This is a genomic window from Chamaesiphon sp., assembly GCF_041738855.1.
Classification (GTDB): Bacteria; Cyanobacteriota; Cyanobacteriia; order Cyanobacteriales; family Chamaesiphonaceae; genus Chamaesiphon.
On record NZ_JBGSPA010000007.1, the window covers coordinates 46,743 to 68,388 of the forward strand.

At 47.8% G+C, this 21,646-nt stretch carries 24 protein-coding genes and 1 other RNA gene; 11 read left to right on the top strand and 14 right to left on the bottom strand.

Annotated elements, in window-relative coordinates; translation table 11 throughout:
* Positions 1 to 27: 27 nt before the first annotated feature.
* From ACEW9I_RS01270 to rnpB, 6 genes are all read right to left on the bottom strand, one after another.
* Entirely contained in the window at positions 28 to 567 is a 540-nt protein-coding gene (locus ACEW9I_RS01270; protein ID WP_373538566.1) for a tetratricopeptide repeat protein, read from the bottom strand.
* A 143-nt stretch (positions 568 to 710) separates the two neighbouring features.
* Positions 711 to 1,502 (bottom strand): transporter substrate-binding domain-containing protein, encoded by a 792-nt coding sequence (locus tag ACEW9I_RS01275; protein ID WP_373538567.1) that lies wholly within the window; start codon positions 1,500 to 1,502, stop codon positions 711 to 713.
* A gap of 90 nt (positions 1,503 to 1,592) precedes the next feature.
* Entirely contained in the window at positions 1,593 to 1,946 is a 354-nt protein-coding gene (gene rplT / locus ACEW9I_RS01280; protein ID WP_373538568.1) for a 50S ribosomal protein L20, read from the bottom strand.
* Positions 1,947 to 2,074: 128 nt separating this feature from the next.
* Positions 2,075 to 2,272, bottom strand: coding sequence for a 50S ribosomal protein L35 (rpmI, locus tag ACEW9I_RS01285; protein ID WP_295615932.1), 198 nt, complete (start codon positions 2,270 to 2,272; stop codon positions 2,075 to 2,077).
* A gap of 158 nt (positions 2,273 to 2,430) precedes the next feature.
* Positions 2,431 to 3,126 (bottom strand): ribonuclease III, encoded by a 696-nt coding sequence (rnc, locus tag ACEW9I_RS01290; RefSeq protein ID WP_373538569.1) that lies wholly within the window; start codon positions 3,124 to 3,126, stop codon positions 2,431 to 2,433.
* Between the two features lie 26 nt (positions 3,127 to 3,152).
* Positions 3,153 to 3,597: RNase P RNA component class A (gene rnpB / locus ACEW9I_RS01295), an RNA gene on the bottom strand.
* Positions 3,598 to 3,709: 112 nt separating this feature from the next.
* Between rnpB and ACEW9I_RS01300 the strand changes: the two genes are divergently transcribed.
* On the top strand, positions 3,710 to 4,132 hold the full coding sequence (locus ACEW9I_RS01300) for a peptidylprolyl isomerase (RefSeq protein ID WP_373538570.1): 423 nt from the start codon (positions 3,710 to 3,712) through the stop codon (positions 4,130 to 4,132).
* A gap of 103 nt (positions 4,133 to 4,235) precedes the next feature.
* A complete protein-coding gene (gene def / locus ACEW9I_RS01305) occupies positions 4,236 to 4,766 on the top strand; it encodes a peptide deformylase (RefSeq protein ID WP_373538571.1) in 531 nt (176 codons plus the stop codon).
* Between the two features lie 14 nt (positions 4,767 to 4,780).
* Here def and ACEW9I_RS01310 read toward each other — a convergent pair whose 3' ends face one another.
* The 4 genes from ACEW9I_RS01310 to ACEW9I_RS01325 form a co-directional block, all read right to left on the bottom strand.
* The gene (locus ACEW9I_RS01310; RefSeq protein WP_373538572.1) at positions 4,781 to 5,095 is read right to left on the bottom strand and encodes a hypothetical protein; all 315 of its coding nucleotides are present in this window, start codon (positions 5,093 to 5,095) and stop codon (positions 4,781 to 4,783) included.
* Positions 5,096 to 5,270: 175 nt separating this feature from the next.
* On the bottom strand, positions 5,271 to 5,846 hold the full coding sequence (locus tag ACEW9I_RS01315) for a TIGR04376 family protein (RefSeq protein WP_373538573.1): 576 nt from the start codon (positions 5,844 to 5,846) through the stop codon (positions 5,271 to 5,273).
* A gap of 157 nt (positions 5,847 to 6,003) precedes the next feature.
* Positions 6,004 to 6,873 carry a hypothetical protein gene (locus ACEW9I_RS01320; protein WP_373538574.1) on the bottom strand — a complete coding sequence of 290 codons (870 nt, stop codon included), beginning with the start codon at positions 6,871 to 6,873 and terminating at the stop codon, positions 6,004 to 6,006.
* Between the two features lie 111 nt (positions 6,874 to 6,984).
* Positions 6,985 to 8,514, bottom strand: a complete 1,530-nt coding sequence (locus ACEW9I_RS01325) for a YifB family Mg chelatase-like AAA ATPase (protein ID WP_373538575.1) — start codon at positions 8,512 to 8,514, stop codon at positions 6,985 to 6,987.
* A 322-nt stretch (positions 8,515 to 8,836) separates the two neighbouring features.
* On the opposite strand from ACEW9I_RS01325, the gene ACEW9I_RS01330 reads away from it, so the two are divergent.
* Complete coding sequence (locus ACEW9I_RS01330) at positions 8,837 to 10,093, top strand: dicarboxylate/amino acid:cation symporter (protein ID WP_373538576.1); 1,257 nt, start codon at positions 8,837 to 8,839, stop codon at positions 10,091 to 10,093.
* 146 nt (positions 10,094 to 10,239) lie between these two features.
* On the opposite strand, the gene ACEW9I_RS01335 is transcribed toward ACEW9I_RS01330, so the two are convergent.
* Positions 10,240 to 10,560: a hypothetical protein gene (locus tag ACEW9I_RS01335; RefSeq protein ID WP_373538577.1), complete on the bottom strand. Its 321-nt coding sequence runs from the start codon at positions 10,558 to 10,560 to the stop codon at positions 10,240 to 10,242.
* Positions 10,561 to 10,839: 279 nt separating this feature from the next.
* Here ACEW9I_RS01335 and msrA point away from each other — a divergent pair, with 279 nt between their 5' ends.
* Positions 10,840 to 11,505 (top strand): peptide-methionine (S)-S-oxide reductase MsrA, encoded by a 666-nt coding sequence (gene msrA, locus ACEW9I_RS01340; RefSeq protein WP_373538578.1) that lies wholly within the window; start codon positions 10,840 to 10,842, stop codon positions 11,503 to 11,505.
* Positions 11,506 to 11,639: 134 nt separating this feature from the next.
* On the opposite strand, the gene ACEW9I_RS01345 is transcribed toward msrA, so the two are convergent.
* Positions 11,640 to 12,680 carry a tocopherol cyclase family protein gene (locus tag ACEW9I_RS01345; protein ID WP_373538579.1) on the bottom strand — a complete coding sequence of 347 codons (1,041 nt, stop codon included), beginning with the start codon at positions 12,678 to 12,680 and terminating at the stop codon, positions 11,640 to 11,642.
* Positions 12,681 to 12,749: 69 nt separating this feature from the next.
* On the bottom strand, positions 12,750 to 13,664 hold the full coding sequence (locus ACEW9I_RS01350) for a homogentisate phytyltransferase (protein ID WP_373538580.1): 915 nt from the start codon (positions 13,662 to 13,664) through the stop codon (positions 12,750 to 12,752).
* 275 nt (positions 13,665 to 13,939) lie between these two features.
* On the opposite strand from ACEW9I_RS01350, the gene ACEW9I_RS01355 reads away from it, so the two are divergent.
* The 5 genes from ACEW9I_RS01355 (at position 13,940) to ACEW9I_RS01375 (ending at position 18,509) form a co-directional block, all read left to right on the top strand.
* Positions 13,940 to 14,755, top strand: coding sequence for a hypothetical protein (locus ACEW9I_RS01355; protein WP_373538581.1), 816 nt, complete (start codon positions 13,940 to 13,942; stop codon positions 14,753 to 14,755).
* 233 nt (positions 14,756 to 14,988) lie between these two features.
* Complete coding sequence (locus tag ACEW9I_RS01360; protein ID WP_373538582.1) at positions 14,989 to 16,026, top strand: hemerythrin domain-containing protein; 1,038 nt, start codon at positions 14,989 to 14,991, stop codon at positions 16,024 to 16,026.
* Positions 16,027 to 16,300: 274 nt separating this feature from the next.
* Entirely contained in the window at positions 16,301 to 16,525 is a 225-nt protein-coding gene (locus ACEW9I_RS01365; RefSeq protein ID WP_373538583.1) for a DUF2945 domain-containing protein, read from the top strand.
* 424 nt (positions 16,526 to 16,949) lie between these two features.
* On the top strand, positions 16,950 to 17,228 hold the full coding sequence (locus ACEW9I_RS01370; protein WP_373538584.1) for a hypothetical protein: 279 nt from the start codon (positions 16,950 to 16,952) through the stop codon (positions 17,226 to 17,228).
* Between the two features lie 132 nt (positions 17,229 to 17,360).
* Positions 17,361 to 18,509 (top strand): Gfo/Idh/MocA family protein, encoded by a 1,149-nt coding sequence (locus tag ACEW9I_RS01375; protein ID WP_373538585.1) that lies wholly within the window; start codon positions 17,361 to 17,363, stop codon positions 18,507 to 18,509.
* Positions 18,510 to 18,793: 284 nt separating this feature from the next.
* Here ACEW9I_RS01375 and ACEW9I_RS01380 read toward each other — a convergent pair whose 3' ends face one another.
* Positions 18,794 to 19,297, bottom strand: coding sequence for a zinc ribbon domain-containing protein (locus ACEW9I_RS01380; RefSeq protein WP_373538586.1), 504 nt, complete (start codon positions 19,295 to 19,297; stop codon positions 18,794 to 18,796).
* Between the two features lie 150 nt (positions 19,298 to 19,447).
* Between ACEW9I_RS01380 and ACEW9I_RS01385 the strand changes: the two genes are divergently transcribed.
* Both ACEW9I_RS01385 and ACEW9I_RS01390 read left to right on the top strand, forming a co-directional pair.
* Positions 19,448 to 21,175 (top strand): diflavin flavoprotein, encoded by a 1,728-nt coding sequence (locus tag ACEW9I_RS01385; protein ID WP_373538587.1) that lies wholly within the window; start codon positions 19,448 to 19,450, stop codon positions 21,173 to 21,175.
* 67 nt (positions 21,176 to 21,242) lie between these two features.
* Positions 21,243 to 21,620, top strand: a complete 378-nt coding sequence (locus ACEW9I_RS01390) for a GxxExxY protein (RefSeq protein ID WP_373538588.1) — start codon at positions 21,243 to 21,245, stop codon at positions 21,618 to 21,620.
* Positions 21,621 to 21,646 lie beyond the last annotated feature (26 nt).

Sequence of the window (21,646 nt, forward strand, 5' to 3'; positions counted from 1 at the left end):
AAATCCCCAAACTGTAAACTAATTTGATTATTTACTACTCACAACCAAGCGACGACGTAGCGATTCACTCCGACGTTTGGCAGTTTCATTGTCTGGTTCCAGTGCCAAGGCTTGCTCGTAGATATCCAAAGCTTGTCCGGTGAGTTTTTTCTGTTCGTAAGCATGTCCGAGATTATTCATCGCCATCACATATCCTGGTTCGAGTTTGATTGCCTCTTTGTATTGACGAACTGCCATATCGTACTGCTCTTGTCCAAAATATGCATATCCCAAAGCATTGTAAATCGGAGCCATTGCTGGGATTTCGGCATCTTCGAGTTTAATCGCCTTTTTGAGCATGGCGATCGCTTGGATAAACATTTTTTTCTCTAGATAAATACTCCCAAGTTCATAATATTCGGGCACGGTACCGCGCTCGGCTTTGAGTTTTCGCTCCAATTTAGTCAGCTTGTTCTCAATTTTCTGAGTTCTGATGATTTGTCTGAGGATAAAGAAAGCCGCCACACTCAAGATTGCCAAGAATGCTGCCAGGTAGACGACGAGTAAATTTTTGTCTGAAAAGTCCATTTTTAGGTAGCGGATAGGGAATTTTAGGTTGGGTACTCAATACCTGACTATCTATGATAACTAGGTTTTAGGCTTTAGGCTTTAGGCTTTAGATGTTAGGCTTTTTTGAACACAATCAGCTTTCCGTGACATGGTTCCCGTGTTCATTGCAATCCCCAGAACCGAATACGTTGCTCAAGCCAGCCATCAGTTTTCCAACTAGCGATCGCGCGATCGACTAATTCCCGTAGTGGATCGTATTGCTGTCCCTTGGGGATGACAATACCTAGCGGTTCGATCGAGAGTTTATCTGGTAGGAGACGATAAGTCGGTGTAGTTTTGCTCCAGCCAAGTAGCAGACTTCGATCTGCGGCGATTGCCACCACTTTACCTGTAGCTAATAATTCTTGAGCTTGTCGATAGCTATTGACGCCGACTAGTTGGGCGGTGGGGATGATAAATTGGAGAGTGGCGATCGTCGTGGAATTTTTTAAGACGGCAACTTTCTTCCCAACTAAGTCAGCGTTCTTGACAATATTTGCTCGATCCGTAATTATCCCTGTCCCATCCTGATAATAAGCGCGACTAAAATCAATGACTCGCGATCGAGTTGGTGAGATGGTGACTCTCGCAATTGTAAGATCGACTGTCCCATCGATCGTTACTTTCAATCGCTCTTGATTGGTGACAGGAACTAGCTGTAAAGATTCGGGATTTCCAAAGATCTCTGTCGCTAATTTGCGGGCGATATCTATTTCCAAACCTTGTAAATTACCAGCTCGATCTCGCACTCCCAATAAGGGAAGATTGTCTTTGACCGCTACTATTAATTTTCGACGTTGTTGAATCTCTTTGAGCGTTCCCGCTTGAGCTGCTTGCCAGCTATTAATACTTGCTATTAGTGTCAGGATGAAGAATAAAGGTTTTAATCTATTCGATCGTGCTTTATACTTCATGGTGGCTAGTGAATAGTGGATAGTGAATGGTGGATATTGGGTGGTCGATCTATTCACCATTCACCCTTCACCATCCACTGCCTTTGATATCTATTTTGCTGTGGCAGCGAGTTTCACTACTGCTTCAAAGCTAGCTGGATCGAGGATGGCAATTTGAGCGAGCATCTTGCGATTGAGTTGGATGTCGGCTTTTTTCATATTGCCGATCAATTGGCTGTAGCTCATGCCATGCTGACGCGAAGCTGCGTTGATCCGCGCGATCCACAGGCGGCGGAAATCACGTTTTTTCTTCTTGCGATCGCGATAGGCATTTCGCAATGCCTTCATTACTTGTTGGTTAGCAATCCGATAGAGTTTCGAGTGTGCACCTCGAAAGCCTTTGGCTAACTTGAGAATTTTGTTGCGGTGCTTCCGCGCCACGTTACCGCGCTTTACCCGAGTCATAGTTGTAAATGGTGTTAGTTGGTGATTAAAATTGCTCTACGGCGTTGTGGATCGTTGGGTCTTAACCATCGATCGTCAGTCCTCAAGCTACCAGTGTCTGGGTCTTGTAATGAACGAAAGTCTCTAGGTTACAAGTAAGGGAGCATCCCACGTACTCGCAGTACATCAGTCTCGTCAACCGCAGTTGCCTTGGATAGGCTCCGACGACGATCGGCATTTTTGTGTTCGAGCAGGTGGCTCTTAAATGCTTTGCGGCGCATGATCTTACCAGTGCCGCTAGCGCGAAAACGCTTGGCTGCTGCTTTGCGACTTTTGAGTTTTGGCATGGAAATTAAGTATGTTTAGACACAATTGTCTATGATACTCGATCGGGTTGGTAAATAGCTAGAGGTTAGGTCTTAGGCTTTAGGTTTTAGGCTTTGGACTTTGGGCGTTACGCACATCCGGCTTCTTCCCCTAACACCTAACATCTAAAGCCTAAAGCCTATTTTATGAGCTGAGTAAAAGCCACCTTCGCAGCAGCTTGTTCGGCAGCTTTTTTGGACTGTCCGATTCCAGTGCCAAGATGACGATCGCGAAACCAGACTTCGGCGATAAATCGTTGAAAGCGATCGAGTTTGAGGGGGTCTTCGCGGACGCGATATTCTGGTAACGCCTTATAGTGTGCCTGCGTCCACTCTTGCAGTGCATCCTTATAATTTTGGCGGGCGGGATCTTGGAGGATTTCGGTCGCTAATTGCTGGAAGTGTGGATCTAGCCAGGGACGAACTAGGTTGAGGTTATTGGTGCTCAGGTAGAGCGCAGCTAGTACCGCTTCAAACGCATCAGCCAGCCGCGACACCCGTCCCGAAGGATCGCCCACCGCCGAGGCAGCCAGGGTCAGATAACGCTCAAATCCATAACCATCGGCTAATTGTGCCAAAATGCGATCGCTCACCAATACCTTCCGAATTGCCGAAAAATCCCCCACCGACTTAGTGGGATAAGTCTCCCACAAAAACTCGGAAGCAGCCAACCGGACGACCGAATCACCGATAAATTCTAGCTGCTCGTAGTTGGGCGTCCCCATCGTCGGGTGCGTCAAAGCAATATCCAACAACGACCAATCCACCTGAGTATCTAGCGGTAGTCCCAACCGACTCATCAACTTTACTAATTCTTGTTGTCGGCGTGGATACATCTGGATTTTACTCGCTCAAAAAATAGAGAGAGAGTCGGACATAAGCCGGGTTTTGTTATCTCTGACGAGACGGCGGTTATCTATCTGGGTAGTTTGTTACCAAGTACCTCAAGCGGATCTAAACGGAACAGGGAAAAGACCAACCATCGCTCCTGCCTTGCTTCCAACTGGGGTTTACCGAGCCAGTACCTCTCGATACTGCTGGTGCGCTCTTACCGCACCTTTGCACCCTTACCACTAGGGGTTAGGCTTTAGGTATTAGGTATTAGGGGTAGATATTAGGGTGTTTCCCTATCTCCTGTCCCCTAAAGCCTAAAGCCTAAAGCCTAAAGCCTAATTCCGGCGGTATTTTTCTGTGGCACTATCCTCACGATCGCTCGCACTGGGCATTACCCAGCAAGTTTGGTCTTTGGGAAGCCCGGACTTTCCTCGAAATTCGACTGGCGAACTCGCAACCACCTCACCGACTCTCTCTCAGTTATTCATTGTACAGGTAAGTTAGGCTTTAGGTCTGAGGCTGTGGGAAAGCCCACTTTAAAACTGCGCTAAAATAGGTTAGCTAATCATTCAATCCCAAATCGCTATGACTCGTGCAATTATCGAAACCGCAAAAGGAAACATCAATATCCAGTTTTTTGATGCTGATGCTCCCAATACAGTCAAGAACTTTGTCGATTTGGCAGAGAAAGGTTTTTATGATGGGTTAACTTTTCACCGCGTCATTCCCAATTTCATGATCCAAGGTGGTTGCCCTCAGGGTACTGGTACTGGTGGCCCAGGTTACAAAATTAATTGCGAAATCAACTCGAATAAACATCAAGCAGGAAGTCTCTCGATGGCTCATGCAGGTAAAAATACTGGCGGTAGTCAGTTCTTTATCTGTCATTCTCCTCAGTCGCACTTAGATGGCGTTCATACTGTTTTCGGTAAGACCGAGGATATGGATGTTGTCAATGCGATTAAAGGTAGTGACAAAATGGTATCCGTCAAGATTGTTCATGATTAAGATTGGGAATTAAATATTCCACGTAGGTTGGGTAGCGGATGCGTGCATCCGCTACCCAACCTACCATCTCCATCTCATTTATATCTAAATTCTCGATCGGGTTGTGAATAAAATTCTTCAGATTTCGGAAATAGGTAATCCGATTTTGCGTCAAAAATCAGTGGCAATTGGCAACATTAGCGATCGACAACTTGACGAAACGATCGCGGATCTGATGGCTACTTGTGAAGCGGCAAATGGTGTCGGGATTGCGGCTCCCCAAGTCGCTGCATCGGTGCGGTTATTTATCGTCGCTTCGCGTCCGAGTCCGCGCTATCCTCACGCCCCGACGATGGCACCCACAGCGATGATAAATCCAGAAATCGTCGCTCGATCTGGTGAGCTGGTTGCAGGCTGGGAAGGGTGTTTGAGCGTACCTGGTACGCGTGGTTTGGTGCTGCGCGATCGCGCGATCGAGGTTACATATTTTAACAGGTCTGGGGAGTTTGTCCGCCAAGAACTCACTGATTTTGTCGCGCGGATATTTCAGCACGAACTCGATCATTTAGACGGGATCTTATTTCCCGATCGCATCCCAAATCTCACCGATCTGATTACCGAAGCCGAATACCTGAAAATAGCCTTCGATAATTAACTGTCAACTAATTTTCATCTTGCACCGCTAATAAAGAACTTGAAAGTTACTAAAAAGCAGACAATATTGATAGTGGCGATCGCGATTGCACCCAGTAGTATACCTTTGCTAAATCCCTTGACACGGCGTTTCATCGACCACCGCAATAGTGGTAATACATAAATAAGTTGGATCAAACCGACTGAAAAGACCACCGATATAAAAATCGGTGAAAATGTATTTAATAGTAATGCGATAAAGATAATCAGAATATCGATCCCAAATACGGTAACGATGCCAGCGATCGCGTCACCAAAATGAGACTTCTTAAAAATCGCGGTTTTTAGCATATCTATATACCTAGATAGTGTCAATCGGTCGCTACTGACACTGCTACTCCACAACTGAGGCAATAAATCAAAATCGGCGATCGATAACGTGTTGCTGACAATGATGTAGCGACCTTGTATTGGTAATCTTACCAGACTACACTAGCTAGATTTAAAGATTTATTTTACAATCAGCCTATTTACTTAAATTACGTTTGAGTGCTGCTAATTCTTCATCTGCCTCCCATCGCCGAAATTGAGCATCGAGGGGATCGGCAAAATCGCTGGTACTGGTATAATTGTTTGCCGATCCCCAACTGCTGGTATTGCTGCTGGTTTCGGCTTGAGTGCGGGCGGCACGAGCAGCGATCGATTTGGCTTTGACCTCTGTTTTTCGCTGTTTGATGGTTTGCAATAGCTCTTGAGCTTGGGCTGTACGCTCTTTGAAGCCTTGCATTTTGCCCCAGAGTTGATTTCCCTGGGGGAGGAGGGCATTGACGCGTTCTTGAGCCGCTGTCGCCAGATCCGCCCGTCCGGCTGTGGTGGCTTTTTGGACGCGATCGTACCAGTTTTTGATCTCTTGGGCGGTGTTAAGGATTTCGCGCTCGGTTTGTTTTTCTTGAGATTGCAAGTCTACGATCAGCGCGACTGTATCATCTTCCTGTTGTGCTAGCTGCTCTTCAATCACCTGTAATTCCAGGTGCGGATTTTTGGCAAGAAAGTCATCGATTTGACTTTCTAGAAACCGTTTCATGTCTTCGAGTAAACCCATAATTAGGTGTTAGGTGTTAGGTATTAGGTATTAGGTGTTAGGTGTTAGTTAGGCTTGATGGTTAGAGGAAGTAGAGGTAGGAAACTAGGGAATTAGTTGTATTTTCTCTTTTTCCCTAAAACCTAAAGCCTAAAACCTAAAGCCTAAAATCTAAAACCTAGAATTTCTGACCGACATCGATCGCGCGAATTTCGCCGCCTTTGCGTTTGACCATTACTTCGCCTTTATTGACAGCGATCAAAGACCAGTTAGTATTGCCAATTTTTTGACCGACAGTCACGACGACGCTGCGACGGTCGATCTCGAAGACGGCACCTGGCTGCTGATTAGTGGGCAGGGTTTTGACCAAACCAATTGGCGTGGTGACCGCTACTGGGGTCGCTGTTACGGGGACGGTCGTGGTGGCAGGATTTGGGGCTGTGGAGGCGGCTGGAGCGGCGATACTCGGAGCGGGATTGGTGGGAGTAGTGACTGAAGCGGCTTGAGTGTTGGCGGCGATTCTGGCTAGAGATTTTTGCATGTACTGAGCGAAGTTGGCATCGGCAACAGCAGTCGGCGACTGGGATTGAAATGGGAGCCAACTGGTATTGGGAAGTTCGATTTTGCGTTCGTTGACGAGCCAGACGAGCGTACTACCGATCGCGATCGAAGTCACGCTGAGACCGAGTAGGACTTTGAGCCAGAGGGGAATATTTGGTTTTGGCTTGGCTGCGGTTGGGGTTGGCTCGACTGCTGGTTGAGGCGGATAAGATGGAGCTTGGGCTTGAAGTTGTGGTTGCTGTGGTTGCCGAGTCGAATATTGTTCGGGGTACACGGATGTGGTGGTGTACTGAGGGCGTTGAGGCTGCTGTACCGACAGCGTGTGAGTATTGGTAGCAAGATCGTCGCTGAGGAGTTCGTCGATGTCTGCAAATACGCGATCGAGCGAACGATCTGCGTGAGCATTGACTTTGGCAAGGATATCGCGCTGGCGCGAACGATCGAGTGGTGATTGGGCTGAAGGAACTGCGGGATTTTGGTTAGTCATCGGTTAGGGGTTGGGGGTTAGAGAATAGTTTACATCAATCTATTTGTCGTAGTTGAGATGAAATTATTAGATCTATCTCCTAGTCCAGCTCTCCTAGTTTGTGTGAGGATGCTATTGCATGCGATCGATCGTCCGATATTGAATTGCTTCGGCGATGTGACTCGCTGCAATGCTGTCTGTATCTGCGAGATCGGCGATCGTCCGAGCGACTTTGATAATCCGATCGCTGGCTCTAGCTGACAATCCTAACTTGCGAATGGCTGTCTCTAATAACTGCCGAGAGCGATCGTCAAGCGGACACCAGGTTCGTAATTCCCGACTTTGCATCTGGGCATTGCACACAATCCTCGGTACCGACTCAAATCGCCGACTGGCTTTGTCGCGAGCAGCTTGCACGCGGGGACGGACTGTAGCCGAATTTTCGCCAGTGGGTCGATCGGTAATTTCTTCAGGTTTGAGCCGATTTACTGCTACTTGCAAGTCGATCCGATCCATCAGGGGGCCAGAAAGCTTTGCCCAATAAGTCTCGCGCTGACGCGGATTGCAGGTACAAGCTTGGATCGTGTCTCCATAATAACCGCAGGGGCAGGGATTTGTACTGGCGACGAGGGTAAATTGAGCGGGGAAGGATACCGATTGGCGGGTGCGGGAAATGGTGACGTGTCCATCTTCGAGTGGTTGCCGCAAGAATTCCAGTACGTCGCGTTTGAATTCGGTCAACTCATCGAGAAATAATACGCCCCGATGGGCGAGGGAGATCTCCCCAGGGCGCGGGAAGCTGCCCCCACCCACCAGTGCAGGCCCAGAAGCCGAATGGTGGGGACTGCGATAAGGTCTGTTGCAGACGAGTGCGCCGCGTTCTTTGAGCAAGCCAGCGACGGAGTGGATTTGGGTGACTTCCATCGCTTCGGCGAATGAGAGGGGCGGCAAGATCCCTGGCAAACGCCGCGCTAGCATCGTTTTGCCGCTCCCAGGCGGCCCGACAAAAATCAGATTGTGTCCGCCTGCTGCGGCGATTTCGAGGGCGCGACGGGCGTGTGCTTGACCTTTGACATCATGCAGATCGGCGCAATCTAGTTGGGGTTGGGCGAGTCTACCTGTGACATCGACTTTGACTGGCTCAAATTGTTCGGGATGGTTGAGGAAGGTGACGACTTCGGCAAGATCGTTTAAGCCATATACCTGTAAGCCTTGCACGACCGCCGCTTCGCTAGCATTGGCGGCGGGCACTACCAAGCCAGTAATCCCCATCTGCTGAGCGGCAGCAGCGATCGACAATACGCCCGTAACAGCCCGCAAACTGCCATCTAAGGACAGTTCGCCGAGAAATAGATAATCACCCAATAATTCGCCGCTCACTTGGTCTGAGGCGGCGAGGATACCCACACAGATGGGCAGATCGAAACTCGGCCCCTCCTTACGAAGGTCGGCTGGCGTGAGATTGATCACAATCCGCCGCACGGGATATGCCGAACCCGCATTTTTGATTGCTGTTTTGACACGCTCTTTGCTCTCTTGGACGGCTGTATCTGGCAACCCCACGACGGTAATCCCTGGCAAACCTGTGGCGACATCTACCTCAACGCCTACTTTGACTGCCTCGATGCCGATAATTGTCGCACTCCAAACTCTGGCTAACACAGGGATTTTTCCGTTACTTTTTTGACGATATCGACTTAGTTAAGCACGGCACTTCAGTAACTGACAACGATCGAATGTCTTAATTTAGGTTTTAGGTTTTAGGTTTTAGGCGAATTAGGTTCTAGGCTTTGGGCTTTAGGGATTAGTTTTGGGATTAGTGCGTTGGCTCTCGCCTGAAACTTCGTCACAGGCTCAACAGGTGTTGCAAATTTTTGTGCTAAGTTTTGATGGATGCCTTGTCCCCGCACAGATGTCACACTACAAATTCAGCAACCAGCCATAACGCATCCACCATCCACCATCCACCATCCACCATCCACCTATGAGCCTGTCTACACTAATCCTCACTGCCCTTGCCGTTGGCATGATGTTTGGGACTGTTTTGAATACCACATTTCCGCTAGCGATCGCGCCAATCGATCGTTATCTACTCGCACCGATCGGAGCGGGATTTTTACGAATTATTCAGTTCGTAGTCGTACCGCTGATTTTCTCATCCTTGATTTTGGGTGTCAACCGGATTCAGGGTACGGGGCAAGTGGGGCGATATGTACTCAAGCTGATGACTTGCTATGTAGTGACGAGTCTGGTTTCACTCTGCATCGGGATGGCTGTAGCTTTGTGCTTGCAACCTGGTGCGGGGGTGACTGGATTTACGCTGCCTACCGCGACTGATGCGACAGTGGCTCCAGATGCGATCGATTGGTTGGTAAGTCTGATTCCTACCAATCCAGTCGGCGCACTCAGTAGCGGCAATCTGCTCCAAATTATTTTCTCAGCGGCTTTATTTGGGGCGGGAATACAACTCGCGCAAGCCAAGGCGCAGCCATTTGTCGAGCTGTTGGAAAGTATTTATATTATTAGCGAAAAAGTGCTATCGGTGATTTTGTATGTTGCACCGATCGGTGTGTTTGCATTGATTAGTTCGACGATCGCGACTCAAGGATTAGAATTGCTGATCCGACTATCTTGGTATGTGTTGGGACTATTGATTGCCACGGCGATCATGGCAGGATTTTATTTGATTTTATTAACTTTACTAAAAGCCGAACCTGTTAAGTTTTTTCAGAGTTTAGTGCCATCATTCTTTTTAGGATTTGGGACGGCAAGTTCCAATGCAGTTTTGCCAATGGTGTTGCAAAATATGCAGGAAGGATATGGCTTGCGATCGGAGATTGCGAGTTTTGCTTTGCCGTTAGGAACTGCACTAAAGCGAGATGGAGCAACAATCTTACAAGGTTTTAATGCTATTTTTATCGCACAAATATATCATGTGCCAATTACCCCGTCTTTACTATTTGCGATCGGACTGAGTAGCTTTTTAGTTTCGTTTAGTACGCCTGGAGTTCCTGGTTCGGCATTGATTACGATGGCGACAGTATTAGCAGCAGCCGGATTGCCTGTTGAAGGGATTGCGATCGTCGCGGGTATCGATCGATTGACTGATGGTTTTAAGACGGTGCTCAATGTCGTCGGAAATAGTAGTAATGCTATTTTGCTCAGTCTCTGGGAACCAGCACCCCCAAAGATCGAACCAGCATTGATAGTAGCTCCAGTACCATCAGAACTGAGACATTAAGTAGACAAGTGCAAAAATTTATTAGATCTAAATTGCCTGGGATCTAGATGGTGGGCAGTGCCCACTACGACTCTACAAAACTGTAGGATGTGTTAGCGTTGGCGGAGCCGCGCCGAGAGGTAATAGCGCGAGCGTACTAGCTCCAACTAAGTGTCATTATTGATGGCGGATTTAGTCAAGAGACTATCCAAGCGATCGGTAGACCAGTATTCTGAAGGATAAGCGATCGCTGAAATCGCAGACAATCGCACTACCCAGGTGACGCGTTGGAAGATGTGTTCGGTCGAGTCGTCCTCACTACCAGGGACTAAAATTAATACTTCCACAAAATCGCGATCGAGTCCAATTGGGACGCCAAAGTAACTTTTGTCGCGGGTTTCAAACCAAACCTCGATCCCATCGTGCAGTGCAGCTTTCAATCGTTGACATAAGAGGCTAGATGCTTGGCTATCGGACTTTTTACCCATAGGGATCGGCTTGGGGCTAGAGGATAATTGGACGGCGGATGGGGGGTGAAGCTCTGGGGGAAATTTCAGTTCTTGTTGGCGGCTGGGCGGTAGGCTAACTAATTGAATGAATCCTCGTTGGTGAGATTGTCAAGTCGTATTTTCAAGGCTCGATCCTCATCCTTGGTGGGGTAAAGGATGCGTTAGAGTTAATACACATATAGCCGCTTTCAGTTCGATCGATATCGACTAGTTGGGCTATCAAGCAATTGGCGATCGTCATCTAAATTAACTAAAATTATGCTATCTAACCTCTTCGGTGGTAAAAAATCAACCATTCCCGCTCCAGCAGACGCTTTACCTGGCAGAGCCGAAAAAATGGCTCTACCTGCCAAACATTTTGTCAATGGTAATCCCTTCACCCCACCATATCCCGATCGCCTGGAAAAAGCCATGTTTGGGATGGGTTGTTTCTGGGGTGCCGAACGTAAATTTTGGCAGCTACCTGATGGCGTCTATATTACCGCTGTTGGCTATGCCGCAGGCAGTACCCCAAATCCCACCTATCAAGAGGTTTGCAGTGGTGCTACGGGACACAATGAGGTCGTACTCGTGGTATTCGATCCTGAAGTCATCTCTTATCAACAACTACTCAAAGTCTTCTGGGAAAACCACAATCCTACCCAAGGAATGCGCCAAGGTAATGATGCTGGTACGCAGTATCGATCGGGGATCTACTGCTACTCTGATAGTCACCTGCAATTAGCCCAAGCCTCTAAAGTAGCCTATCAGGAAGCTCTCAACCAAGCAGGGCACAAGGAGATCACCACCGAGATTCTGGCTGCACCAGAATTTTACTATGCTGAAGTTTATCACCAACAATACCTTGCCAAGAATCCTGGCGGTTATTGCGGTTTGGGCGGTACCAATGTGTGTATGCCTGAAAACTTGTCGGCGGTAAATTAGGGCTGGGGCAGAAACGTCGATTGTATAATTAACAACCTTAGTGCGGGTAGGGGCAATTCATAGATTGCCCCTATCCGCGTTTGGCTACTAGACTGCGGTGTTGTCAATAGCAGGATCGATCGCGTCTGTGAGAATCACTTCACCCAAGCCCGATCCCAGCCATTGCCGCCGACTTCCAATCCAGCATTTATACTACTAGTCTTGATGATTTGCTTGCCCTGACGATTCCGCAGATCGATCGATAATAACCCTTTAAGCGTATCGCGACAACACATCACCAATCCCTGTTCTGTCGGTGTATTTACCATCGTTCCAGGTAGTGGCGTCGTACCGATTAATTCCACCTGAAAATCGTCATTACTAGCTTGAATCTGCCATTCTCCCCACGGTTGGATCTGCCAAGTCATCTGCGAATTCCACGGTACGAATTCATAAAACCTGTCGCGATAATGAATGCCAACCATCCCGACTTCCTCCGTCGCCCACAATACCTGACGTCGCCCACCGCCTGCGGTAACCGCCAATCCAACAGTCTCATCAAAACTATTGCAATTCACCCAAAACCACTTCTGGGGAAAAGAGCGACCCCAATTTTTTTCACTATAAGCTGGTGCATTGGTAAAATCATAACGTTTGCCCTGCCACTCGATCCAACCTGTAGCCAAGCCATGTGCCATCAGAATCTGCCATCCTGGCTCGAAGATACTCAAGTAAGACAGTAAACCTGCCGTCGCTTGTTGAGGCTGCTGAGGCTGTCCCCAGCCATAGATCGGGACGGTATGATAGCACCAGCGACAGTCTTGGTTTGGTAAGGCTCCCTGATGAAGAGTAGCGGTAACTTGATAGCCCTGAATCATCTGCCGATCGAATTGGGCAACTGACAATAATTGGGGTTTGGTAGTTAGACTTGTCTCTCCCCAGTGTCCTAAAGCCAGACGATCTTTTGTCGCCCAAAATCGAGCCGGATCTGCAAAAGTACACAATATATGTTGCTCGTCAATCCCCAACATTTGCGCCGCACCACCAGCACGATCGCTTTGACCTAAAGGGTCTTCGATCGAATACATAAAAGCAAAAGATTCTCGTAGTTTGGGTAATGTCACCCGAAAATACCACCCCTCAAAAAAAGCCGGATCGACACCATTCCAATGATATCCACTATGAGGTACTTGCATAATTAATAATTACGGATGGAATCACACTGAAGATTTCAAATTCGCAGCCTAAAGCCTAAAGCCTAAAGCCTAAAGCCTAAAACAGGCAATTGGGAAAATCAAGTATTCCCAGAAAAATAGCTTCCAGATAAACTGATAAAAATCGGCGATCGAGCCTTTTTGGTCTAGATCGATATCTCGACTACGCCACCAAAGGAGCGCGAGTAATCCCGTGTGTGAAATAGCTACAAACCAAGTATTGATGGTTGATGATAGCAAGATTCCAGCCCCGATCGTCCCAAGATAAGCGATCGTAATTGCCCAGCGTGTCAGATTAAAAACAGTTAATTTACCCAAGACAATTGTAAATGTTTCGATCTGATACTGGCGATCGCCTTCGAGATCTGGGACATCTTTGAATAAAGCAATGGCAATTGTAAATACTAAGATAAATAGCGTCAACACCCAGATACTCGGTGGTAAACTATCCATACCTGTAAATAGGCGATTGAAATGTAAATAGAGTCCAATGTTGACAATGCAACCCCTAACTGTCAAAATACAAATAGCTGCAAGTAATGAGTATTGTTTGAATCTAATCGGTGGTAAAGAATAAGCCGTACCGATCGCTAGACTCAGCGCAACTGTCGCAAACAACCATTTGCCCGCCAAGCTGGCAATGGCAATCGCCAGCACACCACTTACCCCAACGATCCATTGTCCCTGAGCGATCGATAATTTGCCACTAGCTAATGGTAGATCGGGTTTATTGACGCGATCGATCTCGACATCATACAGTTGATTCAAGCCAACAATATACACATTCCCCAATAAACAAGCAATCCAAGTTATCAGCAGTTGACCGACACTCAGCCAAGTAATCGGATGATGAGTAGTCGCGATCGCGATCGTCGCCAATGCGAATACACTCAGAGTAGTGCCAATAATTGTATGGGGGCGCGAGAACTTCCAAAGCTGTGATAGATACATATCAGAATAGAGCATAGAGAATAGTAGCTAAATCAGCAACCGCGTAGAGCCGCCAATCATCTAGATTGACGGATCGATCTGGAGCCTAGACCAACCACAACAGACAAGCTAGCCCATCGGTGCCAAATATCGATCTTAATCTTTTCTCAGACCAAATCGCTCGTTGGTTCAAAACTCTCAACCAGATCTCTCAAACGGCAGAGTATCCCCTCCCTCATTCGGATGAGGAAAATGAGATCGAACATTTGTAGGCTGTTTGGTAGTCATTTACCAGTAGGCGGTCTCCCATCATGGCAAGCGAAAGACAAATACAGGACAAGCGCGAATCAACCCAGCCAGACTCGATTGAGAATGGAGCTGCACAGCAGGAATTAGCAGACAGAGCCAAAGAGACTAAAAAAGCCCAAACATCCTCAACATCGCCAGAAGACGAATCGACTCAACAGCTAGAGTCACTCTTGCAATCATTACAAGGCGATGTGAGCGCACTCAATCCTGATGATGCCCTCGAAACGATCGATCGATTCCAGAGTTTACTGAAGCAATCCAAACAACCAGCAGCCAAAGAAATCGCCAGCGGCTTAAAAGATTTGCAAAAGTTGTTGAAGCGTAAAGAACCCAGCGGACACGAACTTGGCGAACTCATCCGCCATCTCGGCGAACAAACCACTGACATCGCGGCTGACTCCGATAAAGCCCTCAAGACGACGCTCCAAAACTTAGGAAAGCAGCTCACCAAAATCGGTCGCTCTCTGTCCAAAGCCGAAGATACCGAGCAGCTCGAAGATCTTGAGGCTCTTGTCGATACTCTCAAGCAATCACCCAACCAAATCGATGCGAAAGCTTCAGTCGGTGAGATCGATCGCTGGTACAATCTGCTACACAAATCTGATGACCAGAGCCTCAAGGAAATCGCTACCGAACTCAAAGAACTCAAGCAACTATTGAAGGGCAGCAAGACCAAAGGTGCCGATCTAAGTGAGCAGCTCATTCAACTTGGCGAAAAGACTACAGCCGCTGCTGCCACCGCCGGACGCGGCTTCAAAGGAGCAATCCAAAAAGTTGGTAAAGGATTGACAACCTTTGGTAAGTCGTTGGCTGACTAACTACATTGAAACCGAGCGATCGATGGTTTAGCATCTGGACATGAGGTGCTAAATTATCATCCAGTTTCAATATTTTGAGGCGATTTTAGCTGCTGACGGGCTAGTCCTTCCAAAGATAGATATTTGCACTATGTCATTAGAGAGATGAGTTAATTTGGCAAATCTTTTATCTTAGAAAAAGATAGTTCAATAACAAGTATTGAATCTTTATTTTAGTTAGGAGTACAAATCAAATGTCGATCGATCTTGATGATGCAAAACGTACGGCGATCGCTTGCAAGCTAGCCGGAATGAAAGAAATTCAAAACTTGGTGATTTCTAACGAGGAAAAGCTCATCTCTGCTTGTGACGACCAAGAAATTCGCGATCGGTTTAGCAAGATGTTAGATGACGATCGCAAAAACCTTGGGATTCTAGACACCGTAATCGTGCAGTATGGTGTCATGAGCGAACCAAAAGAAACCGTTACCATGATGGTGGAGAAAGTTGAAGAATTAATGCAAGGCTCTGAGCTGTCTTTGTATGAAAAAGCAGCTCAACATGAATTACTCAAACACCAACAATTCATGGCTGGGGTGCTAGTACACAAAGCTGGTCAAGTAGTTGGTGCTGATATCCTAACAGCGATTGCACCATTAAATACCATCAACTTTGAAAATCGCGCTCACCAAGAACAGCTCAAAGGCGTACTTGAAGTATTGGGTGTCCGCGAACTCACCGGACAAGAAGCAGAGCAAGGTCTCTGGGCACGAGTACAAGACTCCATCGCCGCATTTTCGGGGATTGTCGGCAGTGCTGTCACTCACACTAGCGACAAGTCCGACATGAACGTCCAAGATGTGATCCGTGCGGATCACAACAAAGTCAATATGCTCATTATGCAAATTGAGCAAACCAACGATCCTCAAAAAATTCAAGAATACTTCGGTCAAATCTACAAAGATTTAACCGCACATTCTGAAGCAGAAGAACAGGTTGTTTATCCAGCAGTGCGCTCTTTCTACGAAGATACTCAAGAACTCTACGACGACCAAGCTGAACTCAAAGCGATGTTAGAAGAGCTCAAGTCTTCCAATGCTAGCGATGGTGACTTCAAAGCCAAAATCGAACGTCTGAAGAATGCGATAATGGATCACGTTCGTCAAGAAGAAAACACGATGTTTGCAGCAATCCGCAACAACTGTAGCGACGAGCAACAAGAACAAATGGCTACTGAGTTCAAGACGGTGAAAAGTAAGCTCCAAGAGGAATCAATGGCATCGGCAAAGTAATTCGATAGTGGCTAGTTCACTTTCAATTTTTCACACTTAATTTAATCGCTCAAACTGAGTGGGAAGAATATTCCCACTCAGTTTTTTTTGTACGAGCAAGATAGCAAATGGACACGAGCTGCGGTTGGATCTGGGGGCGATCGCTTCAGTACTATTAGCGGCTGTGAATACTAAGTAACTCCGATTTATAAATATTTCAAAAGATAGATGTTTGGTGAAAAGATCGTCGTTAGACTACGAGAAAATAGTTGACTAAAAATTGACGAGGTAGCAAATGTCAAATCAATCAGATAGTTTCAAGGCAGGGGATAAGGTGGAGTGGGAAAGTTCGCAAGGGACGATCGACGGTACTGTCAACCAAAAATTGACTGAGCCGATCGATATTAAAAAGCATCATGTTGATGCGTCTCCAGACGATCCACAATATCTGGTAAAAAGTGATAAAACGGGTAAGGAAGCAGCACATAAGCCCGAATCATTGCGCGATCGGCAGGAGTAAACTAGGGCTGAGCGCGAGTTGCTAATGTTGGGTTGTTTCGTGCCGATGTCAAAGGTAAGAGATGCGATCTATCGATCGATGTAGTATCAGCGATCCCCTGAGTTCGAGCGAGCAAGGATGTCTATCTAAAGAGATAGATTTTGAAGATCGACACCACTGTGAGCGCGATCGGATCGATCCTCACCACTAGTTAGAAACTCGCAGTAGGAAAAGATTTGACTCGCTGCAATGAAGTAGATGCGATCGATTTCGATCGGGCTGTTACTAACTCTTACCTCTGACAGAGTTAGTTTAATTTTTTTTGAAATAACTTTGAGAAATATCAGTAGTATTAAGTTTGCTCGACAGATTGCGCTACTCGATCGCTCACATCGGCTCCGCAGCAGCTTGGCAGATCGCCGATTAAAACTATGAGGACTGGAAAATGGCTGGACAACTATGCTGGATACCCAAGTTTGGATCTAATGGCAAACTAGCTCTACATCTGCGATTGGAACCTTATCACCCCTGGAAACCGCATACGGCATTTCCCCATCTATGCAGTGCCGACTACCCCATTCCCAATGGCTCCAAAGGTTGGGCAACTTGCCAAAAACTGATTGCTGCTGGCTGGACGCTCCTGCCGACTGAGCAAGCGCGCAAGTCGATCGACGCACCCGTTCGCAGCCTCATCAGTCTGGCTAGCAACATCCCTTTCAACTGAAGATTGTTGGTAGTAGTTAATAGGCGATCGCGGTTTGCGAGCCACGGAGGTTCCCTCCAGATTGAGTAAAACAAGACAGCATTGTGAATAGGACAGAGATCGGCACATCATCAAACATGGAGTAAGTAGACAATGGCAACTCAAGATCGCAATCCCGTTGATACCCAGCAGAGAATTCGTTATGCAGTGGTAGGCTTGGGCTGGTTTGCTCAAGCATCCGCTTTGCCTGCTTTTGTCAATACCGACAACTCCGAAGTAGTAGCACTAGTTTCGGACGATCCGACTAAGCGCGCTGAAGTTGCCAAAAAGTATGGGATTGCAGATGCTCAGACCTACACTTACGATCGCTATGATGAGTTGTTGAGTAGCGGTACCATCGATGTGGTGTATATTGCCTTGCCCAACCATCTCCACTGCGAGTACACCCTCAAAGCTGCCGCAGCGGGAGTTCACATCCTCTGCGAAAAGCCAATGGCAGTCACCGTCACCGAGTGCGAACAGATGATCGCCGCAGCACAGGAGCATCATGTCAAGCTGATGATTGCCTATCGGCTGCATTTTGACGCTGCCAACATGCAGGCAGTAGAAATCGTCAAATCGGGTCAAATCGGTACCCCTCGATTCTTTCACTCCATCTTTGCCCAGCAAACCGAAGGAGCAAATAGCCGGATGAGGGTAGAAACAGGTGGCGGCACGCTCGAAGATATTGGGATTTATTGTATCAATGCCGCCCGTTATCTGTTCCAATCCGAGCCGACTGCGGTATTTGCGACTAGTGCTAGCAACGGTGAGGAACGCTTTCGGGAAGTAGCCGAGATGACGAGTGCGATCCTTCACTTCCCAGGCGATCGGTTGGCGACATTTACCTGTAGTTTTGGGGCTGCTAAGATTTCGACCTATCAAATTATGGGTACCGCTGGTAACCTGCATGTCCAGCCAGCTTATGCGGTGCAGGCGCAGATCGACCACATCCTATCGATCGATGGCGAACCGCCGCAGCAGCGGAGCTTTGAACCACACGATCAGCTAGCAGCGGTGTTTTGTTACTTTTCGGACTGTGTTTTGCAAGACAAAGAGCCACAACCATCGGGACATGAAGGATTAATCGACATCAAAATTATTCAGGCTCTCAATGACTCGATCGAGAGTGGTGGCTTTGTATCCATTGACGGGATCGCACCACCGCCACAGCGACCGACAGCCGCTCAGACGATCGCCCGTCCCCCCCTCCAGGAGCAGCCTCAACTAGTCAATGCTGCCGATCCGGCTGGCAACTCTTGACAGCAATTGCAGCTAGTACCGGACAATCGATCTCACATTCGCCAATTTATAGGATCTAGATCGCGCCCCATATCATCGAGTGAGCGCGATCTAGCTGCAAGCTTGTGGTGCTGAGGCGACCTCATCAGACGGGGGCAGGGTCGCCATCAACTGTCAACTGTCAACTGTCAACTGTCAACTGTCAACTGTCAACTGTCAACTGTCAACTGTCAACTGTCAACTGTCAACTGTCAACTGTCAACTGTCAACTGTCAACTGTCAACTGTCAACTGTCAACTATTAACCTAGCCCAACTTGTGCCCGCAACTAGCGCAAAATTTATCGGTGGGCTTGACCGGAGTACCACACTCACTACAAAAACGTTGCTGACTGGTTGCGCCCATTGTTAATTCTCGATCGCCCATCCGCATCGTCATTGGCTGCATATTCATTTGCATATTGCCCATTTGCATCGGCTGCATCGGTGGCATCGATTGGGTATCGGCGGTGAATGTAGAGCTGGAACTAGAACTAGTAGATTGACTCGTGCCGCTGTGACTGGTTTGCAAGGAGATACTATTACCCTGAATTTCGATGAGCGACTCCCCACTGGGAGTAATAATTTTGAGGATGCCGCCTGTTGGTGTCAGCGTCATGTGGGGAGGTGCGATCCAGATCCCAGTCGTAAAACTATTGCTGGTGCGTTGTTGCTGTCCCGCGCTGGCTTGGACGAGCGTCACCACGGTTTGTGCCCCTTCATTGTCTGCGGAGATCTGCGCGCCCGTGCCTAATTGCCAGTGATATATCATAAGCCACTTGAAGGTTAAAGTTGTAACGATCTGCCTATTGATTAGTGTAGATTAATCGCTCGATAGTTTTTTCGATCGAACACTCCAAAAAGATCGTGTCACAATAGTAACAAACACCATTGTGAGTTGAATAGGTAGAGGTAGATCGTCATGGTATTACTAACTGACAAGATTCAAAAGCGGTTGACGATCCAGGTTGAAGATATTGCTGAGGCTACGACCGCGATTCGATCGTTGGATTGGGAACGCGATCGGTTTGATATTGAATTTGGGCTACAAAATGGCACTACTTACAACTCGTTTATCATTCGGGGTGACAAACTTGCCTTAGTAGATACCTCCCACGAGAAATTTCGTCAGTTGTATCTGAAAACTCTCCAGGGACAGGTCGATCTCAGTCAGCTTGACTACTTGATTATCAGTCATACCGAGCCAGATCACAGTGGCTTAGTTCGAGATGTATTGGCTCTAGCACCCCATGTCACCGTCGTGGGTAGCAAAGTCGCAATCCAATTCCTCGAAAACTTCGTCCATCAACCCTTTACCAAACTCATCATTAAAAATGGTGATGTCCTCGACTTGGGAGCAGGACATGAGATCGAATTTGTAATTGCGCCCAACTTACACTGGCCCGATACGATCTTTAGCTTCGATCGCGGTACCCAGATCTTGTATACTTGCGATGCCTTTGGGATGCACTATTGCTCCGATGCCGTATTCGACGAAGATTTGAGCAAAATCGAACCAGACTATCGGTTTTATTATGAATGCTTGATGGCACCCAATGCGCGATCGGTATTATCTGCACTCAAACGGATGGGCGAACTCCCCACCGTCGGGACAATTGCCACCGGACATGGCCCCCTCTTGCGTCACAACGTCGGCGAACTCGTCCAACGGTATCAAGACTGGTCGCAACTCAAAGCCAAAGCCGAAACCAGCGTAGCCGTCTTCTACGTCTCCGACTATGGTTATAGCGATCGACTCTCCCAAGCCCTCGCGCGCGGGATCGCCAAAACAGGTGTCGCCGTCGAGATGATGGATCTCAAATCCGCCGACCCCCAAGAAGTGCAAGAACTCGTCGGACGGAGTGCGGGGATTGCGATCGGGATGCCCCCCGGACAGGGTAAAATCGCCGAACTTGCTCAAGCTGCGATCGGGACTATTCTCGTAGCCGCCAAAAACAAACAAACGATCGGGTTATTTGAATCCTACGGCGGCGATGATGAGCCTGTAGACCCCTTGGTGAGCAAATTACGCGAAATCGGTGTGAGTATCGCTTTCCCCGCCATCCGCATCAAAGAAACCCCCACCGAAGCGATTTATCAACAGTGCGAAGAAGCTGGCACCGACTTGGGTCAACTGCTGACCAAGGATAAAGCCATCAAACAGATGAAATCCCTCGATTCCGACCTCGATAAAGCCCTGGGACGGATCAGCGGCGGACTATATATCATCACCGCCAAAAAAGGTGATTCTAGTAGTGCGATGTTAGCCTCATGGGTTACTCAAGCTAGCTTTGAGCCATTAGGCTTGACAATCGCCGTATCCAACGATCGAGCGATCGATTCATTGATGCAGGTTGGTGATAAATTCGTGTTGAATATGCTCGAAGAGGGAAACTATCAGACCCTGATGCGGCATTTCCTCAAACGATTTGCACCTGGAGCGGATCGGTTTGAGGGCGTCAACACTCAGGCGGCGGAAAATGGTAGCCCGATTTTGCAGGATGCGTTGGCGTATATCGAGTGTGAGGTGGTGAGTCGGCTGGCTTGCGGCGATCATCATGTGGTGTACGCGACGGTGGATACCGGACGGGTGGCGAAGGTAGAGGGGCTGACGGCGGTGCATCATCGACGGGTGGGGAATCATTATTGACGCAGAGGGCGCAGAGATAGGGGAGTACGCAGAGAGGGGGTTAGTGGGGTGAAATATGGAGGGGATTATGGATGAGAATGAGATTTCGGGGAAGATAATTGGTTGTGCGATCGATATTCATCGAGAGTTAGGTCCAGGATTATTGGAGTCGGCTTATCAAGCTTGTCTATTTTATGAGTTAGTCCAGGCTGGATTACAAGTCGAACAGCAAAAACCATTACCTCTGGTTTATAAAGAAGTCCATCTCAAATGTAGTTATCGCATTGATTTACTAGTAGAAGAGCGAATTATCATCGAACTCAAAACCGTTGAATCTCTACAATCCCTTCACAATAAACAACTACTTACCTATCTCCGTCTCGCCAAGTGCAAACTCGGCTTACTCATCAACTTCAACGTCCCCCAACTCACCCAAGGCATCAAAAGAATCGCCAACAACCTCTAAAACCCCCCTCCACTAGCTCCCTCTCT

Coding starts and splice junctions, on each gene's coding strand:
- ACEW9I_RS01270 (WP_373538566.1), bottom strand. CDS start 567: ATGGACTTTTCAGACAAAAATTTACTCGTCGTCTACCTGGCAGCATTC.
- ACEW9I_RS01275 (WP_373538567.1), bottom strand. CDS start 1,502: ATGAAGTATAAAGCACGATCGAATAGATTAAAACCTTTATTCTTCATC.
- rplT (WP_373538568.1), bottom strand. CDS start 1,946: ATGACTCGGGTAAAGCGCGGTAACGTGGCGCGGAAGCACCGCAACAAA.
- rpmI (WP_295615932.1), bottom strand. CDS start 2,272: ATGCCAAAACTCAAAAGTCGCAAAGCAGCAGCCAAGCGTTTTCGCGCT.
- rnc (WP_373538569.1), bottom strand. CDS start 3,126: ATGTATCCACGCCGACAACAAGAATTAGTAAAGTTGATGAGTCGGTTG.
- ACEW9I_RS01300 (WP_373538570.1), top strand. CDS start 3,710: ATGACTCGTGCAATTATCGAAACCGCAAAAGGAAACATCAATATCCAG.
- ACEW9I_RS01310 (WP_373538572.1), bottom strand. CDS start 5,095: ATGCTAAAAACCGCGATTTTTAAGAAGTCTCATTTTGGTGACGCGATC.
- ACEW9I_RS01315 (WP_373538573.1), bottom strand. CDS start 5,846: ATGGGTTTACTCGAAGACATGAAACGGTTTCTAGAAAGTCAAATCGAT.
- ACEW9I_RS01320 (WP_373538574.1), bottom strand. CDS start 6,873: ATGACTAACCAAAATCCCGCAGTTCCTTCAGCCCAATCACCACTCGAT.
- ACEW9I_RS01330 (WP_373538576.1), top strand. CDS start 8,837: ATGAGCCTGTCTACACTAATCCTCACTGCCCTTGCCGTTGGCATGATG.
- ACEW9I_RS01335 (WP_373538577.1), bottom strand. CDS start 10,560: ATGGGTAAAAAGTCCGATAGCCAAGCATCTAGCCTCTTATGTCAACGA.
- msrA (WP_373538578.1), top strand. CDS start 10,840: ATGCTATCTAACCTCTTCGGTGGTAAAAAATCAACCATTCCCGCTCCA.
- ACEW9I_RS01345 (WP_373538579.1), bottom strand. CDS start 12,680: ATGCAAGTACCTCATAGTGGATATCATTGGAATGGTGTCGATCCGGCT.
- ACEW9I_RS01350 (WP_373538580.1), bottom strand. CDS start 13,664: ATGCTCTATTCTGATATGTATCTATCACAGCTTTGGAAGTTCTCGCGC.
- ACEW9I_RS01355 (WP_373538581.1), top strand. CDS start 13,940: ATGGCAAGCGAAAGACAAATACAGGACAAGCGCGAATCAACCCAGCCA.
- ACEW9I_RS01360 (WP_373538582.1), top strand. CDS start 14,989: ATGTCGATCGATCTTGATGATGCAAAACGTACGGCGATCGCTTGCAAG.
- ACEW9I_RS01365 (WP_373538583.1), top strand. CDS start 16,301: ATGTCAAATCAATCAGATAGTTTCAAGGCAGGGGATAAGGTGGAGTGG.
- ACEW9I_RS01370 (WP_373538584.1), top strand. CDS start 16,950: ATGGCTGGACAACTATGCTGGATACCCAAGTTTGGATCTAATGGCAAA.
- ACEW9I_RS01375 (WP_373538585.1), top strand. CDS start 17,361: ATGGCAACTCAAGATCGCAATCCCGTTGATACCCAGCAGAGAATTCGT.
- ACEW9I_RS01380 (WP_373538586.1), bottom strand. CDS start 19,297: ATGATATATCACTGGCAATTAGGCACGGGCGCGCAGATCTCCGCAGAC.
- ACEW9I_RS01385 (WP_373538587.1), top strand. CDS start 19,448: ATGGTATTACTAACTGACAAGATTCAAAAGCGGTTGACGATCCAGGTT.
- ACEW9I_RS01390 (WP_373538588.1), top strand. CDS start 21,243: ATGGATGAGAATGAGATTTCGGGGAAGATAATTGGTTGTGCGATCGAT.